Annotated in this window: 13 protein-coding genes; 5 read left to right on the plus strand and 8 right to left on the minus strand. The window is 64.1% G+C overall.

Going from position 1 to position 14,518, the window contains the following annotated elements; all coding sequences use genetic code 11:
• Positions 1-148: 148 nt before the first annotated feature.
• From K4A76_RS18755 to K4A76_RS18765, 3 genes are all read right to left on the minus strand, one after another.
• Positions 149-610 (minus strand): FxsA family protein, encoded by a 462-nt coding sequence (locus tag K4A76_RS18755; RefSeq protein WP_009684395.1) that lies wholly within the window; start codon positions 608-610, stop codon positions 149-151.
• Between the two features lie 67 nt (positions 611-677).
• Positions 678-1,409 (minus strand): HugZ family pyridoxamine 5'-phosphate oxidase, encoded by a 732-nt coding sequence (locus K4A76_RS18760; RefSeq protein WP_110675646.1) that lies wholly within the window; start codon positions 1,407-1,409, stop codon positions 678-680.
• A 90-nt stretch (positions 1,410-1,499) separates the two neighbouring features.
• Positions 1,500-2,510 carry a DUF481 domain-containing protein gene (locus tag K4A76_RS18765; protein WP_029887495.1) on the minus strand — a complete coding sequence of 337 codons (1,011 nt, stop codon included), beginning with the start codon at positions 2,508-2,510 and terminating at the stop codon, positions 1,500-1,502.
• Between the two features lie 151 nt (positions 2,511-2,661).
• On the opposite strand from K4A76_RS18765, the gene K4A76_RS18770 reads away from it, so the two are divergent.
• Entirely contained in the window at positions 2,662-3,015 is a 354-nt protein-coding gene (locus K4A76_RS18770) for an MGMT family protein (protein WP_033690708.1), read from the plus strand.
• 43 nt (positions 3,016-3,058) lie between these two features.
• Positions 3,059-4,606 (plus strand): AmpG family muropeptide MFS transporter, encoded by a 1,548-nt coding sequence (locus tag K4A76_RS18775; protein WP_274410913.1) that lies wholly within the window; start codon positions 3,059-3,061, stop codon positions 4,604-4,606.
• Positions 4,607-5,672: 1,066 nt separating this feature from the next.
• On the opposite strand, the gene K4A76_RS18780 is transcribed toward K4A76_RS18775, so the two are convergent.
• The 3 genes from K4A76_RS18780 to K4A76_RS18790 form a co-directional block, all read right to left on the minus strand.
• A complete protein-coding gene (locus K4A76_RS18780; RefSeq protein WP_274410914.1) occupies positions 5,673-6,917 on the minus strand; it encodes an MFS transporter in 1,245 nt (414 codons plus the stop codon).
• Positions 6,918-7,043: 126 nt separating this feature from the next.
• Positions 7,044-7,886: a mechanosensitive ion channel family protein gene (locus tag K4A76_RS18785; RefSeq protein WP_182389422.1), complete on the minus strand. Its 843-nt coding sequence runs from the start codon at positions 7,884-7,886 to the stop codon at positions 7,044-7,046.
• A gap of 112 nt (positions 7,887-7,998) precedes the next feature.
• Positions 7,999-8,484 carry a YajQ family cyclic di-GMP-binding protein gene (locus K4A76_RS18790; protein ID WP_009682794.1) on the minus strand — a complete coding sequence of 162 codons (486 nt, stop codon included), beginning with the start codon at positions 8,482-8,484 and terminating at the stop codon, positions 7,999-8,001.
• 100 nt (positions 8,485-8,584) lie between these two features.
• Here K4A76_RS18790 and K4A76_RS18795 point away from each other — a divergent pair, with 100 nt between their 5' ends.
• Genes K4A76_RS18795 through K4A76_RS18805 form a run of 3 tightly spaced genes read left to right on the plus strand, consistent with a single transcriptional unit; the run spans position 8,585 to position 12,139 of the window.
• Complete coding sequence (locus tag K4A76_RS18795) at positions 8,585-9,502, plus strand: putative 2-dehydropantoate 2-reductase (RefSeq protein ID WP_054905815.1); 918 nt, start codon at positions 8,585-8,587, stop codon at positions 9,500-9,502.
• 38 nt (positions 9,503-9,540) lie between these two features.
• Positions 9,541-11,571 (plus strand): sensor histidine kinase, encoded by a 2,031-nt coding sequence (locus tag K4A76_RS18800; RefSeq protein ID WP_274410915.1) that lies wholly within the window; start codon positions 9,541-9,543, stop codon positions 11,569-11,571.
• 1 nt (position 11,572) lies between these two features.
• Complete coding sequence (locus K4A76_RS18805) at positions 11,573-12,139, plus strand: cob(I)yrinic acid a,c-diamide adenosyltransferase (RefSeq protein WP_054905817.1); 567 nt, start codon at positions 11,573-11,575, stop codon at positions 12,137-12,139.
• A gap of 48 nt (positions 12,140-12,187) precedes the next feature.
• On the opposite strand, the gene K4A76_RS18810 is transcribed toward K4A76_RS18805, so the two are convergent.
• Both K4A76_RS18810 and argJ read right to left on the minus strand, forming a co-directional pair.
• Complete coding sequence (locus K4A76_RS18810) at positions 12,188-13,132, minus strand: Nudix family hydrolase (RefSeq protein ID WP_274410916.1); 945 nt, start codon at positions 13,130-13,132, stop codon at positions 12,188-12,190.
• 125 nt (positions 13,133-13,257) lie between these two features.
• A complete protein-coding gene (argJ, locus tag K4A76_RS18815; protein ID WP_274410917.1) occupies positions 13,258-14,475 on the minus strand; it encodes a bifunctional glutamate N-acetyltransferase/amino-acid acetyltransferase ArgJ in 1,218 nt (405 codons plus the stop codon).
• Positions 14,476-14,518 lie beyond the last annotated feature (43 nt).

Below are 14,518 nucleotides of genomic sequence, written 5' to 3' on the forward strand. Positions count from 1 at the left end.
AGTAATGTCTGGCGTTAATGCCAGAAACCTTGCGGTGACCACATACATGAGGCCGCCATATCCAATTACAAGGCTTGCCCTACAAAATTTTTCAGCTCGCGGAAAAAACGCGGGGCCGCATATGCGGCCCCGTAGTGGAAAGCGGTGGTTACTTGTCGCGGCGCTCGTACTCGCCCTCGATCACGTTCGGCCGGTGGCCGCCATCGCGCGGCTGGGCCTGGAACGGGTCGTCCTGGAACGCGCGCTGGCGCATGGCCTGGGCCTCGGCGCGTTCGCGCAGCTTGCGCGCGGCCAGATGGCGGGTGAACGGCAGCAGGCACAGCAGGCCCAGCACGTCGCTGATAAAGCCCGGCAGCAGCAGCAAACCACCGCCCACCGCCAGCATCATGCCCTGGAACATGTCCTCGGCAGGCAACTCACCGCGCTGCAGGCTTTCCCGGGCGCGCAGGGCGGTGGCCAGGCCAGCCACACGCATGACCAGCACACCCAAGGCGGAACCGGCGATGATCAGCAACAGCGCCGGGAAGAAACCGATGGCCGCGCTGACCTTGACGAATACGAACAGCTCCAGCACTGGAAACAGCAGAAGCAACAGTAGAAAAGCACGCATCAAAGCATTCCTCGTCGGAAGAGAACCTTCCTTTAAGACCATCAAGTGGATGCAAGTGCACGCTTTTTCAACCCTCGCCCCCTGCAGGCGTGGGCCACTGATCGGCGCGCGCCAGCAAAACCAAGGCCTCGCGGACTTGTGTCGGCGTATTGCAAATATGCGGGAAGGGTAACCAGTACACCCCCTGGCCGATGCGCAGGTGCATGCCTTCGCTGTCCACCCCAGCCATTTGCGCTGCGGCATGGTCCGGCAGGCCGGTCAGTTGCACATAGTGGGCTATGGCATTGGCATGGTCGCTGTTCATGTGTTCGACCATGCTGGCCTCGGCCGTGCCGGCGAACGGGTTGGCCAGGGTGACCTGGTCGAGCCAGTGGATCGCGCCGAAGCCGCCGATGTAGCGGTGGCGTACCGGCTGCAGCACCCAGAAGTCGAAATCGTGAGCCTTATGGTAGCCGGCAGCGTCCGGGAAGTAGCGGTAGTAACGCTCGGCGGCAGCCTCGATGGCGTCTGCCTCGACCAGCTTGTGCGCTTCGGCCATTACCGTAAGGCGCCCCACCGCCTGCACATCCTCAGCTTCGCGCTCACCTACCAGCAGCGAGCACTTGGGATCTTTTTGCAGGTTGTGGGTGTGCTGGGCAATGCGGCTTATGAGGATCAGCGGGTTGCCGTGAGCGTCCAGGCAGTACGGCACCACCGAGCCGAACGGGTAGCCGGGCATCGACTTGGAATGCGTCGAGAGCACGCCGCGGTATTCCTTGAGCAGCAGTTCCCGGGCTGGGCGGATGGCGTTGGTACTCACTGGGTGCGGCTCCTGGTGGCAAACGGGATGGGTGACAAGATAAGCATTATCACACCGGGTGCCAATGGGGCCGCGGTGCGGCCCGGCGGTTTACCAGGTCACGCCAAAGCCCGCGGTATAGCGCGTCTTCTCCAGATCGCTTTCACTCGTGCCGCTGATGATGTCACGCTCCGCCTTGAGGTTGAGCGAAGCCCATTCGGTAACCTTGTAGCGCAGCCCCACCTCGGCATCCAGTGAATAGTCGGCCACCCCACCCAGCGGTTTGGCGAGCTCGCCGTTGGTAAACAGCTGCACGTTCTTGCCGATCAGGTAACGGGTGTAGTCCCACTTCACGGCAGCGGAATAGAAGTTGTCCTTGCTGCCGTCCTGGTACTCGAAGTCGGTGCGGTTGATCAGCGACCCCAGCGAGAATGCGCCGAGCTCGTTGTCCCAGAACTGGTAACCCGGGCCGGTACCGACGGTGCGCTGGCGGGCAAGGTCTTCGATGCGGTCACGCTTGTATTCCGCCCGCCCCTGCCAGAACCACTTCTCGGTGATGAAGCGGTCCAGCGCGTATTCGGCACTCCAGTTGTCGGTGGTGGTGACGTCGTCCTTGGTTTCGCGGTTGTACTCGCCTTCGGCGTTGTGCCGCCAGCGGCCGTGGCGGGCCGTGGTCTTGAAGCTGACATCGTAGTCGTCGGTATCGTTTTCGGCGCGCTTGTAGTCCAGCGCTACATCCACGTTGCCTTTCCACACGAAGTCTTCCACCAGAGGCTTGGGCTTCATGATCTGCTCGATGCTGGCCAGCTCCACGGTCTTGGGTGCCTCGCCGTTGGCCAAGGTCACCTTGCCCGGTTCAGCGGCCTTCAGCGACTTGGCCTTCTCGCCCGTGTAGGCATCCTGCTTGACCAGCAGTTCCTGGTCGCTTTCCAGGGTCTGCACCTGTTTCCAGTCCAGGGCAATGGAGCCGCCGTAGGGCGTTTCCAGCAGCAGCTTGCCGCCATCGAAGACTTTGATCTTGCCACTGAGCCGGTCACCGTTCTTCATCCACACGGTATCGGCCAACGCCGGTGAGGCGCACAGGGAAGCAGCGAGCAGGCACAACAAGGATCTAGAATGCATAGACGTAATACGGTTCGATTCGAAGAAAAAAGCCGGGCATTATCCAGCTACCGCCGACCAGAGCAAGCACAGACCGGCAGCCTGGCATTGAGTTCAATACGCATTTACCTGACCATTTGTCTGGTTTCATCCACAGCCCAAGGGGGGCGCCATGTCTGGGGGACCTGAGCACATGCCGGAATCGGCCGAAGGTCGACGAACGGCACTGTATTCGGTGCTTGGCCAAGTACCGGCGGGCAAAGTCGTGAGCTATGGCCAGCTCGCAGCGCTGGCCGGGCTTGGCCGCGCAGCCCGCTGGGTAGGGCGCACCCTCGGGCAACTGCCTGCGCAAACCCGCCTGCCATGGCATCGGGTGCTGGGCGCAGGGGGCCGCCTGAGCCTGGCGCTGGGCACACCGGCCGGGGATGAACAACGGGCGCGGCTGCGTGCAGAAGGCGTGAATGTGACCAACAATCGTGTGGATATGACGCGCCATGGCTGGCGCCCGACAGAGCACAGCGGTTAGAGTGCGCGCTTTGTTTTCGAAAACTTGAGGCAGATGTTGGCCCATGCCCCGTAAAACCTGGCGCGCTGCGCTCGCTGCCTATGCCAGCCCGTCAACCTTGGTACTTTTGCTGCTCGGTTTCGCCGCCGGCCTGCCCTACATGTTGGTGTTCTCGACCCTGTCGGTGTGGCTGCGCGAGGCTGGGGTGGCCCGCGAAACCATTGGTTACGCCAGCCTGATCGGCCTGGCCTACGCCTTCAAGTGGGTGTGGTCACCGTTGCTCGACCAATGGCGCCTGCCACTGCTCGGCGGCCTGGGGCGCCGGCGCTCGTGGCTGCTGCTGTCGCAGGCACTGGTGGTGATCGGCCTGGTCGGCATGAGCCTGTGCGACCCGCAACAACATCTGTCCTGGTTGATCGCCATGGCCGTGCTGGTGGCCTTTGCCTCGGCCACCCAGGACATCGCGGTGGATGCCTACCGCCTGGAAATCGCCGACGACCAGCGCCAGGCCGCCCTGGCCGCCAGCTACATGGCCGGCTACCGGGTCGCCGCCCTGCTCGCCACCGCCGGCGCGCTGTTCTTCGCCGAGTGGTTCGGGTCCACCGGCTTCAGTTACCTGCATAAAGCCTGGGCCGGCACCTACGTGATGTTCGGGGTGATGATGCTGCCTGCGCTGTTCACGACTCTGGTCATGCGCGAACCGCCGGTGCCGCTGCGCACCCAGCTGTCGGCTGCGCGCTACGGCCTGGTGCACCAGATGGCCTCGGTGTTCGTGCTGATCATCCTGCTGGTGTCGGTGCCCGCCAGTTTCACCCAGATGTTCAATACCGGCTGGTCCACGGTCATCTCCGGGGATGCCACACCGCTCGACCTGTTGCTCGAAGACCGCGCCTTCCTGCGCCTGATCCTCTATGTGCTGCTGACCTGGGCGTGCCTGTCGAGCCTGGGCCGCCGTGGCCTGGCCCCGGTGCTGACCCCGGTCAACGACTTCATTGCCCGCTACCGCTGGCAGGCTTTGCTATTGCTAGGTCTGATCGCCACCTACCGCATGTCGGACACGGTCATGGGCGTGATGGCCAACGTGTTCTATATCGACATGGGCTTCACCAAAGACCAGATCGCCAGTGTCAGCAAGATCTTCGGCCTGATCATGACCCTGGTCGGTGCCGGTATCGGCGGGCTGCTGATCGTGCGCTTCGGCATCATGCCCATCCTGTTCATTGGTGGCGCGGCTTCGGCGGGCACCAACATCCTGTTCCTGATGCTGGCGGACATGGGGCCTAACCTGGAAATGCTGGTGGTCACCATTTCGCTGGACAACTTCAGCTCCGGCATGGCCACGTCTGCGTTCGTGGCGTACCTGTCGAGCCTGACCAACCTGAAGTTCTCGGCCACCCAGTACGCGCTGCTCAGCTCGATCATGCTGTTGCTGCCGCGGTTGATCGGGGGGTACTCGGGGGTGATGGTGGAGAAGTTCGGTTACCACGACTTCTTCCTGATTACCGCCCTGCTGGGCGTGCCTACGCTGATCCTGATCGCCTTGCAGTGGCGCCAGGAGACTGGCCGCGGTAAACCGCTTGCAGAGCCAGGCGCGGCGGCCGAGCGGCCCTGACAGGTTTCTGCTGCCTGTACCGGCCGTTTCGCTGGCAAACCAGCGCTGCTGCCAAGACCTGTGCACTAGCCTGAGACTTTCCTCGCGAAAGGGCCGGGCATACGGGCCGATATCTGCCAGGCATTGTGCGTCGCCGGTACCACCGTATTCGCGGGTGAACCCGCTCCTACATCGATCGATGATGCCGGCCCGGCCCCGCAGGACTGCCGGCCACCCTCGCCCGTCGTAGGAGCGGGTTCACCCGCGAAAGGGCCGGGCCTGCTGGCCGAATTCTGCCAGGCATTGTGCGTCGCCGGTACCACCGTATTCGCGGGTAAACCCGCTCCTACATGATCGATGATGCCGGCCCGGGCCCGCAGAACTACCGGCCACCCCGGCCCGTTGTAGGAGCGGGTTTACCCGCGAAAGGGCCGGGCCTGCGGGCCAGTTTCTGCCAGCATGGTGCGTTGCCGGCACCACCGTATTCGCGGGTGAACCCGCTCCTACATCGATCGATGATGCCGGCCCAGCCCCGCAGGCCTGCCGGCCACCCTCGCCCGTTGTAGGAGCGGGTTCACCCGCGAAAGGGCCGGGCCTGCTGGCCGAATTCTGCCGGGCATTATGCGTTGCCGGTACCACCGTATTCGCGGGTGAACCCGCTCGATGAATTGTGCCGCCCCACCTCCGCAGGCCTGCCGGCCACCCTCGCCCGTTGTAGGAGCGGGTTCACCCGCGAAAGGGCCGGGCCTGCTGGCCAGTTTCTGCCAGCATTGTGCGATGCCGGTACCACCGTATTCGCGGGTGAACCCGCTCGATGAATTGTGCCGCCCCACCTCCGCAGGCCTGCCGGCCACCCTCGCCCGTTGTAGGAGCGGGTTCACCCGCGAAAGGGCCGGGCCTGCTGGCCAGTTTCTGCCAGCATTGTGCGATGCCGGTACCACCGTATTCGCGGGTGAACCCGCTCCTACATCGATCAATGATGCCGGCACGGTTCCGCAGGACTGCCGCCCCCCCGCCCGTTGTAAGCGGCCCCGGCATTTACGACGACCGGGTCACAGATCGACAAGGCCGGCACAGGTACTGCAGATCAGTCAACCACGGCCCCTTGCCCCGGCCGGCCGCCCACCACAAACCACAACGGCCACAGCGCCAGCGCGCCCGCCAGCCCCGCCGCCAGTGCGAAATGCAGCAAGCTGGCACCGGCGCCGATCATTGCCAGCAATGCCCCACCCAGCCCCAACAGGGCGATGGTGATCATCCCCAGCATGGCCGAGACCAGGCCTTTGCTTTGCTCGCTGGAAAACAGCGTCATGCGGTACAGCACCGCGTTGGCCACACCCAGGCCCAGTGCATACAACGACATGCCTGCCACCAAGCTGGTCACGCTCGGCCAATACCATGTCGCCAGCACCATCACGCTCAACCCCGCCAGGTACGGCCACAGGGCACCACGGACCAGGGCCGGCAGCGGGTAGCGGTCGGCAATACGGTTGATGATCAGGTTGCCCAGGATCAAACCACCAAACACCGGCAGCTGCCACAGCGCATATTCCAGGGTCGTCAGGCCCTCATCGTGAATGAGCAATACCGGTGACAGGCCAATCCAGCCAATCAGCGGCAACCCGACCAGGCCCAGGGCGGCGCTGCCCGCGACAAAGCGGCGGTTGCCGAGCAATTGGCCGTAGCCTGCCAATAATGGCAACAGGTGGATCGGCGTGAACGCCAGGCGCGAACCGTCGCGGCGCTCTACCCCCAGGGTTTCGGGCATGAGCCGGTACAGCAGCCCCCAGCACACCACGGCCCCCACGGCGAAAGCCACGAACAGCCAACGCCAGTCCAGCCACTGCAACAGCAAGGCCCCGACCAGCGGGCCAAGCAGCGGCGACAGCAGCGCGATGTTGGCCAGCAGCGCCATCATGCGCACGGCGTCCGCCTCGCTGAATGCCTCGTTCAGCGCCGGGTAGCTGACCGTGACCACAAAGCCCAGGCCTATCCCCTGCAACAGGCGCAGCAGGTTGAACAGGCCAATATCATGGGCCCAGAAGGTCGCCAGGCAGGCCAGGCCGAAAAACGCGCAGCCGGCCAGCAGCAACGGGCGCCGACCATAGCGGTCTGCCAGCGGGCCGATCAGCCACTGCAGCACCACGCCACCGAGCAGGTACAGGTTGAGCGCATGGGGGATGTATTCAGGGCTGGCCTTCAGGTCGCCGACCACAACCGGCATGGCCGGCATCACCGCGTCACTGGCCAGGTAGGTCAGCAGTTCGAACAGGGCCAGGGTCAGGCCAAACAGCAAGGCCCGCAGGGGGGTGATGTACAGCAGTGGTTTCATGATGGCATATCAGGGGTGACAGGCAGGAGCAGGGTATATGCCAGAAATTGCTGGGGTTTGCTGTGAACAAGTGTAATCGGGGCGAAAAAAGCGGGGCCGCTGTGCAGCCCCGGCGCTAATGCACTGTTACTGGGCGGCAGTTTCCTGCACCACCCGAATGACCCGCTGTGGGAACGGAATGTCGATACCTTCGGCCTTCAGGCGGTCACGCGCTTGCTCGTTGAGCATGAACATCACATCCCAGTAATCGGCGGTCTTGGTCCACAAGCGCAGCGACACGGTGATCGAACTGTCACCCAGCGTCGCCACCACCGCTTGCGGAGCGGGGTCGGCCAGCACGCGAGGGTCCTGGGCCAGCTCCAGCAACACATTGCGGGCCTTCTGCAAATCGGCCTCGTAATCCACGCCCACATCGAACACCACCTTGCGCGTGGGCTGGCGGTTGGTGTTGGTGATGATGCCATTGGACAGGCTGCCGTTGGGCATGATCACCGTCTTGTTATCACCGGTGCGCAGCACGGTGTGGAAGATCTGGATGCTGTCGACAGTGCCGGCAACGCCTTGTGCCTCGATCCAGTCGCCGATGCGAAACGGGCGGAACATCAGGATCAGCACGCCGCCAGCGAAGTTGGCCAGGCTACCCTGCAGCGCCAGGCCGATGGCCAGGCCGGCGGCACCGATAGCCGCGACGAACGAGGTGGTCTCGATGCCGATCATCGACGCCACGCTGACCAGCAGCAGGATCTTCAGCACGATGTTGGCCAGGGTGCTGATGAAGCCCTGCAACGCCAGGTCGGCATTGCGCAGGCCGACCAGCTTGCCCAGGCGGGCGCTGACCTTGTTGATGATCCACCAGCCGACCGCCAGGGTCAGCAGCGCCAGCAGCACACGGCTGCCGTATTGCATGATCAAGGGGATCCAGGTTTGCGACTGGCGAACCAGCTGATCGACTTCAGCGTTCAAATCCATATTCATCTCCTGATGCCGAACGGCAAGTACACGGTAGAACAGACCGCGCTAACACACGGCCCCGGCCCCCATGGACATCATTGAGCCATGGGGGTTCCTGGCCACACCCGCATCAGTCGCGGAAGTTGTTGAACTGCAGCGGCATCTCGAATTCCTTGGTCCGCAGCAAGGCAATGGCCTCCTGCAGGTCGTCGCGTTTCTTGCCGGTTACCCGTACCTGCTCACCCTGGATGGCGGCCTGCACCTTCAGCTTGCCGTCCTTGATGGTGGCGACGATCTTCTTGGCCAGGTCCTTGTCGATACCCTCGCGGAACTTGGCTTCCTGTTTCTTTTCCTTGCCGGACGCATACGGGTCCTTGGTTTCCAGGCATTTCACGTCGATCTTGCGCTTGACCAGCGCCAGGCGCAGGATTTCCAGCATGGCTTCGAGCTGGAACTCTTCCTCGGCGGTGAGCATCACGGTCTGCTCTTTGTCCTTGAACTCGAAGGAGCCCTTGCCTTTGAGGTCGTAACGGCGGTCCAGGTCCTTGATGGCGTTGTCCACCGCGTTCTGCACTTCGTGCTTGTCCAGTTCCGATACCACGTCGAACGAAGGCATGGTTGTTCTCCCAAAATAAAAGCGCGCTCAGGCTGAAGATGGAGCGCGCCGGGTTTGACGGTTAAAATGCGGGCTCATTATAACGGGTTGCGAAACGCATATGAGCAGCACCTGGCATATTCTCGGCGCCGGCAGCCTCGGCAGCCTGTGGGCTTGCCGCCTGGCACGCGCGGGCAAGGCAGTGCGCCTGGTGCTGCGCGATCGGCAACGGCTGCAGGCCTATGAGCAGGCTGGCGGCCTGACGTTGATCGAGCAAGAACAGCCCCGGCACTACGCCATACCCGCCGAAACCGCCCAGGCTGACGGGCCGATCCATCGCCTGCTGGTGGCCTGCAAGGCCTACGACGCGGCCCCGGCGATTGCCGGCCTGGTACCACGCCTGGCCGAGGGCGCAGACGTGCTACTGCTACAGAACGGCCTGGGCAGCCAGGACGCGGTGGCAGACCTGCTGCCACAGGCGCGCTGCGTTTTCGCCTCCAGCACAGAAGGCGCCTTCCGCGAAGGCGACTGGCAGGTGCGTTTTGCCGGGCATGGCTTCAACTGGCTGGGCGACCCGCGCAACCCGGCGCTGCCGGCCTGGTTCGATGACCTGCACGAAGCAGGCATCCCTGCCGAATGGACGGTGGATATTCTCACCCGCCTGTGGCGCAAGCTGGCCCTGAACTGCGCGATCAACCCGCTGACCGTGCTGCACGCTTGCCAGAACGGCGGCTTGCTGGGCCACCTGGCGGAAGTACATGGCCTGTGCACCGAACTGGCCGCACTGCTGCGCCGCTGTGGCCAGCCGCAAGCGGCCGAGGGCCTGGACGAAGAAGTGCAACGGGTGATCGTGGCCACCGCAGCCAACTACTCTTCCATGTACCAGGACGTGCACGCAGGCCGACGCACCGAGGTGCATTACCTGCTCGGCCATGCCTGCCGGGTTGCCGCGCGGCACGGCCTGCAGCTGCCGCAACTGGAACACCTGCTGCAACGCCTGGTCGAACACCTGCGCTTACGTGGCTTGCCCTGCGACTGACGCAGCCCTATTACCTGGATACGGACACTGCCTAGCCCATGACCTTGCGCCATCGCCTGGAAAACCTCCCGGTCGGGCAGAAGCTGCTGGCGGCCCTGCTGGTATTGCTGGTGACCATCCTGCTGGTGGCCAACCTCACCTTCATCAGCGCGGCTTACTGGATCACCCAGGAGAGCATGGCACCCCAGGCCCTGCAGACCATCGGCCGGCTGGTGGCCAACCCACAACTGGCCGAGCGCGCGGGCGACAGCCCAGACACCGCCAGTGCCCTGCTCAAGGAGCTGGACAGCTACACCCCGCTGCGCGCGGCAGCCGTGTACGGGGGGGACGGTCGCATGCTGGCGCAACTCCAGCATGGCGACCCGTTGACCTTGCCCAAGCGCTTTCGCAACATCGACGGCTGGCGCCTGATGGAGTTTCGCAGCACCCAACTGATCCGCATCCCGCGCGAGGCCAACCCGCCGGCCCACCTGTTGCTGGTGGCCAGCAGCGAGCTGCCCACCGCGTTCTACACCGGCACGCTCAGTGCCAGCCTGGCTATCCTGGTGTTCAGCATCCTGCTGTGGATCTTCATCGCCCGCCAGATCAAACGCCTGATCACCCAACCGATCAACCAGCTTGAAGAACTCAGCCGCCAGGTCACCCGCGAAGAGAGCTACGCCCTGCGCGCCCGGCGTGGCAACGACGATGAGATCGGCAGCCTGGCCGACGCCTTCAACACCATGCTTTCGCGCATCGAGGCCCGTGAGCAGCAACTCAAACGCGCCCGTGACGAGTTCCAGGATGCCTATGACCAGGCCCAGGGCCTGGCCGAGGAAACCCGCCATACCAACCGCAAGCTGGAACTGGAAGTGCAGGTGCGCAGCAAGATCGAGAAAAAACTCACCGGCTTCCAGAACTACCTCAACAGCATCATCGACTCGATGCCTTCGGCATTGATTGCCCTGGACGAACAGCTCTATGTCACCCAGTGGAATCACGAGGCCACGGTCCTCTCCGGCACGCCGTTGCATGAGGCGCTGAACCAACCAGTGTTCATCGCCTTCGAGCCCCTGAAGCCGTTCCTGCCACAACTTAAGGAAACCGTGGAAAAGCACCGGGTGGCCAAGATCGAGCGGGTCACATGGCCCAAGGGCGACGAGCTGCGCCATTACGCCCTGACCTTCTACCCGCTCACCGGCGGCGGCGGGCGCGGCGTGGTGATCCGCATCGACGACATCACCCAGCGCCTGTCGCTGGAAGAAATGATGGTCCAGTCGGAAAAAATGCTCTCGGTCGGCGGCCTGGCGGCGGGGATGGCTCACGAAATCAACAACCCGCTGGGCGCCATCCTGCACAACGTACAGAACATCCGCCGACGCCTGTCGGCAGACCTGCCCCGCAACCAGGAACAGGCCAGCGAGCTTGGCCTCGACCTGGCCATGATCAACCGCTACCTGGCCAGCCGCGAAGTGCCGCAACTGCTCGACGGCATCCAGCAGGCCGGGGCCCGCGCGGCGAAGATCGTCACCCACATGCTCAGCTTCAGCCGCCGCAGCAACCGACAGCTGGAGCCTTGCGAGCTGCCGGCGCTGATCGACCAGGCGGTGGAAATTGCCGGCAACGACTTCGACCTGGCGATCGGTTTCGACTTCAAGGGGCAGGCCATCGTGCGGCAGTTCGACCCTGAACTGGGGCCCGTGCCGTGCACTGCCAACGAACTGGAACAGGTACTGTTGAACCTGTTGAAGAACGCCGCCCAGGCCATCCATTTGCGCCCGCAACCGAGCGAGCCGGGGCGGATCACCCTGCGCACCCGGCTGAACCCGCCGTGGGCGGAGATCCAGGTCGAGGACAATGGCGTCGGCATGCCAGAGGCCGTGCGCAAGCGCACCTTCGAGCCGTTCTTCACCACCAAGGAAATCGGCCAGGGCACCGGGCTGGGCCTGTCGGTTTCGTACTTCATCATCACCAACAACCACAAGGGGCAGATGGAGGTGCACTCCACGCCTGGCCAGGGTACGTGCTTCACCCTGCGCCTGCCCCTCGGCCAGCCGGCAGCAGCGGCGCCGACCTTACCGGAGCAATGACATGGGCAACCGCCTATCGAAGATCTACACCCGTACCGGCGACCAGGGCGAAACCGGCCTGGGCGACGGCCGGCGGGTGCCGAAAAGCCACCCGCGCATAGAAGCCATTGGCGAGGTAGACAGCCTCAACAGCCAGCTCGGCGTGCTTTTGGCAGGCCTGGCCGAGCAAGGCCTGGAAGAGGTCACTACGGTGCTTGCGCCGTGTCAGCACCGCTTGTTCGACCTGGGTGGGGAGCTGGCCATGCCCAGCTACCAGGCCTTGAACCAGGCAGAGGTGGAGCGCCTGGAGGCGGTCATCGATGTGTGGAACGAAGAGCTGGGGCCGCTGAAGAACTTCATCCTGCCCAGTGGTTCGATGCTGGTGGCGCAGGCCCATGTCTGCCGCAGCCTGGCGCGCAGCGCCGAGCGGCGCTGCCAGCAGCTGCATGCGCTGGAACCACTGGAAGGGGTAGGTCTGGCGTACATCAACCGCCTGTCCGACCTGCTGTTCGTGGCGGCGCGGATCATCGGGCGGCGACAGGGGGTGGCCGAGGTGTTGTGGCAGCCTGCTGAAAAGCCGCAGGGCTGACAGGTTCGGGGCGGCCTGCGCGGTGTCGAGAAGGGCCGCCCCAATGGCTCAGGCCTCGGGCCAGAATGCCCGGATGCCAGCCACACCCTGGGCCCCGGCTTCCCAGGCTCGCTCGCGCTCACCCGGCCCTACCCCACCCAGCAAATACACCGGCTTGCTGAACCCGGCCAGCAAACGTCGAGCTTCGTCCCAGCCCAACGGCGCCGCCTCGGGGTGGGTCTGGGTTGCCTGGACTGGCGACAGGGTGACGAAGTCGACGCCCATCTGCTCGGCCAGTGCCAGCTCTTCGGCGCAGTGGCAGGAAGCCGCCAACCACCGCTCGCGGGGAAACGGCCGACCTTTGGCGGCGTACTTGCGTAACTGCGCCGCGGTCAGGTGCCAGCCGGCCGAAGGGAAATCGCCCAGCCATTCCAGCGGCCCCTTGAGCATCAACTGTGCCTTGCCCGCACACAGTCCAACCGCATCCACCGCCACGTCGCGGTACTTGGGGTCGTACATGTCCGGGGCGCGCAACTGAATCAGCCGAATGCCGCTGGCAACCGCCTTCTGGATGCCCTTGAGCAGTTGCGGCACTTCCAGGCCATCGGGGGTAATCAGGTACTGGTCCGGCAGGCGCGCGGCAGCCACGATTGGCTGGTTGGCCTCGGGAAATTCGTACTGCGGCAAATCGCGCGGGGCAACCCACGCCAGCGGCTGACCCTCGGCGCCATGCGCCTCGCCGGTAAAGGCCTGCACTTCACGCACGTCCAGCAACACCTGCTTGTCCGGGTAGTCGTGGCTGACCTTGATCAGCGCACGCGAACGGCTCACCTCGATACCCAGCTCTTCGCGCAGCTCGCGGGCCAGTGCCGCTTCCACGCTTTCATCGGCTTCGACCTTGCCGCCGGGAAACTCCCACAGGCCACCCTGGTGCTGGGTGGCGGCCCGCCGCGCGATCAGAATGCGGCCATCGGCGCCACGAATGACTGCTGCTACAACATGAATCCGTTTCACACTTCACGCTCCGCCAGGCCAGCCTGCAACAAGGCGCACAACGTGTCGCCGAAGTTCAGGTGATCGCTCATGGTTCGTCTCCTGGTTCTGGAATTGTGGGGCCGTTGCCCGACCCCAGCACTGCATCAGGTACGGTATTCGGCGTTGATCTTTACGTACTCGTGCGACAGGTCGGTGGTCCAGATGGTTTCGCTGCACTGGCCACGGCCCAGTTCGATACGGATCGTGATCTCTTCCTGGGCCATCACTGCCGAGCCCTGGGCTTCGGTATAGCTGGGGCTGCGGCCGCCCTGGCTGGCGATGCACACGTGATCCAGGTAGACGTCGATCAGGCTCACGTCCAGCTCCGGCACACCGGCACGGCCCACCGCGGCGAGAATACGGCCCCAGTTCGGGTCCGACGCGAACAGTGCGGTCTTGATCAGCGGTGAGTGGGCCACTGCGTAACCAACGTCCAGGCATTCCTGGTGGTTGCCACCGCCGTTGACCTGCACGGTCACGAACTTGGTCGCACCTTCGCCGTCACGCACGATGGCCTGGGCCACGTCCATGCACACTTCGAACACGGCTTTTTTCAGGGCCTCGAACAGCGCACCACGGGCTTCGGTGACCTCTGGCAGGTTGGCCTTGCCGGTGGCGATCAGCATGCAGCAATCGTTGGTCGAGGTGTCGCCATCGATGGTGATGCGGTTGAACGATTTGTTGGCGCCGTCCAGCATCAGGTCCTTGAGCACCGCCGGGGCAACCTTGGCGTCGGTGGCGATGTAGCCAAGCATGGTGGCCATGTTCGGGCGGATCATGCCGGCGCCCTTGCTGATACCGGTCACGGTCACGGTCACGCCATCGTGCTGGAACTGGCGGCTGGCGCCCTTGGGCAAGGTATCGGTGGTCATGATGCCGGTGGCCGCTTCGGCCCAGTTGTTCTCCGACAGGTTATCGAGGGCGGCCTGCAGCGCGCCTTCGATCTTTTCCACCGGCAGTGGCTCGCCGATCACCCCGGTGGAGAACGGCAGTACCGATTCGGCGGGTACGCCGGCCAGTTCGGCCAGCTTGGCGCAGGTGCGTTCGGCGGCTGCCAGCCCTGGGGCGCCGGTACCGGCGTTGGCATTACCGGTGTTGGTCAACAGGTAGCGCACGGTGCCCTGTACACGCTGCTTGGAGAGGATCACCGGTGCCGCGCAGAACGCGTTGAGGGTGAACACGCCCGCCACGTTGGAGCCTTCGGCGCAGCGCATGACCACCACATCCTTGCGCCCAGGACGCTTGATGCCGGCAGAAGCGATGCCGAGTTCAAAACCCGCAACCGGGTGCAGGGTGGGCAAAGGACCAAGACCAACAGCCATTAGAGCGCTCCTAGAAAATTCGGTGGATGTACAAAAAACGGGG

The organism is Pseudomonas sp. NEEL19 (assembly GCF_028751975.1).
GTDB lineage: Bacteria > Pseudomonadota > Gammaproteobacteria > Pseudomonadales > Pseudomonadaceae > Aquipseudomonas > Aquipseudomonas juntendi.

Coding starts and splice junctions, on each gene's coding strand:
- K4A76_RS18805 (WP_054905817.1), top strand. CDS start 11,573: ATGGGCAACCGCCTATCGAAGATCTACACCCGTACCGGCGACCAGGGC.
- argJ (WP_274410917.1), bottom strand. CDS start 14,475: ATGGCTGTTGGTCTTGGTCCTTTGCCCACCCTGCACCCGGTTGCGGGT.
- K4A76_RS18790 (WP_009682794.1), bottom strand. CDS start 8,484: ATGCCTTCGTTCGACGTGGTATCGGAACTGGACAAGCACGAAGTGCAG.
- K4A76_RS18795 (WP_054905815.1), top strand. CDS start 8,585: ATGAGCAGCACCTGGCATATTCTCGGCGCCGGCAGCCTCGGCAGCCTG.
- K4A76_RS18770 (WP_033690708.1), top strand. CDS start 2,662: ATGTCTGGGGGACCTGAGCACATGCCGGAATCGGCCGAAGGTCGACGA.
- K4A76_RS18780 (WP_274410914.1), bottom strand. CDS start 6,917: ATGAAACCACTGCTGTACATCACCCCCCTGCGGGCCTTGCTGTTTGGC.
- K4A76_RS18800 (WP_274410915.1), top strand. CDS start 9,541: ATGACCTTGCGCCATCGCCTGGAAAACCTCCCGGTCGGGCAGAAGCTG.
- K4A76_RS18775 (WP_274410913.1), top strand. CDS start 3,059: ATGCCCCGTAAAACCTGGCGCGCTGCGCTCGCTGCCTATGCCAGCCCG.
- K4A76_RS18785 (WP_182389422.1), bottom strand. CDS start 7,886: ATGGATTTGAACGCTGAAGTCGATCAGCTGGTTCGCCAGTCGCAAACC.
- K4A76_RS18755 (WP_009684395.1), bottom strand. CDS start 610: ATGCGTGCTTTTCTACTGTTGCTTCTGCTGTTTCCAGTGCTGGAGCTG.
- K4A76_RS18765 (WP_029887495.1), bottom strand. CDS start 2,510: ATGCATTCTAGATCCTTGTTGTGCCTGCTCGCTGCTTCCCTGTGCGCC.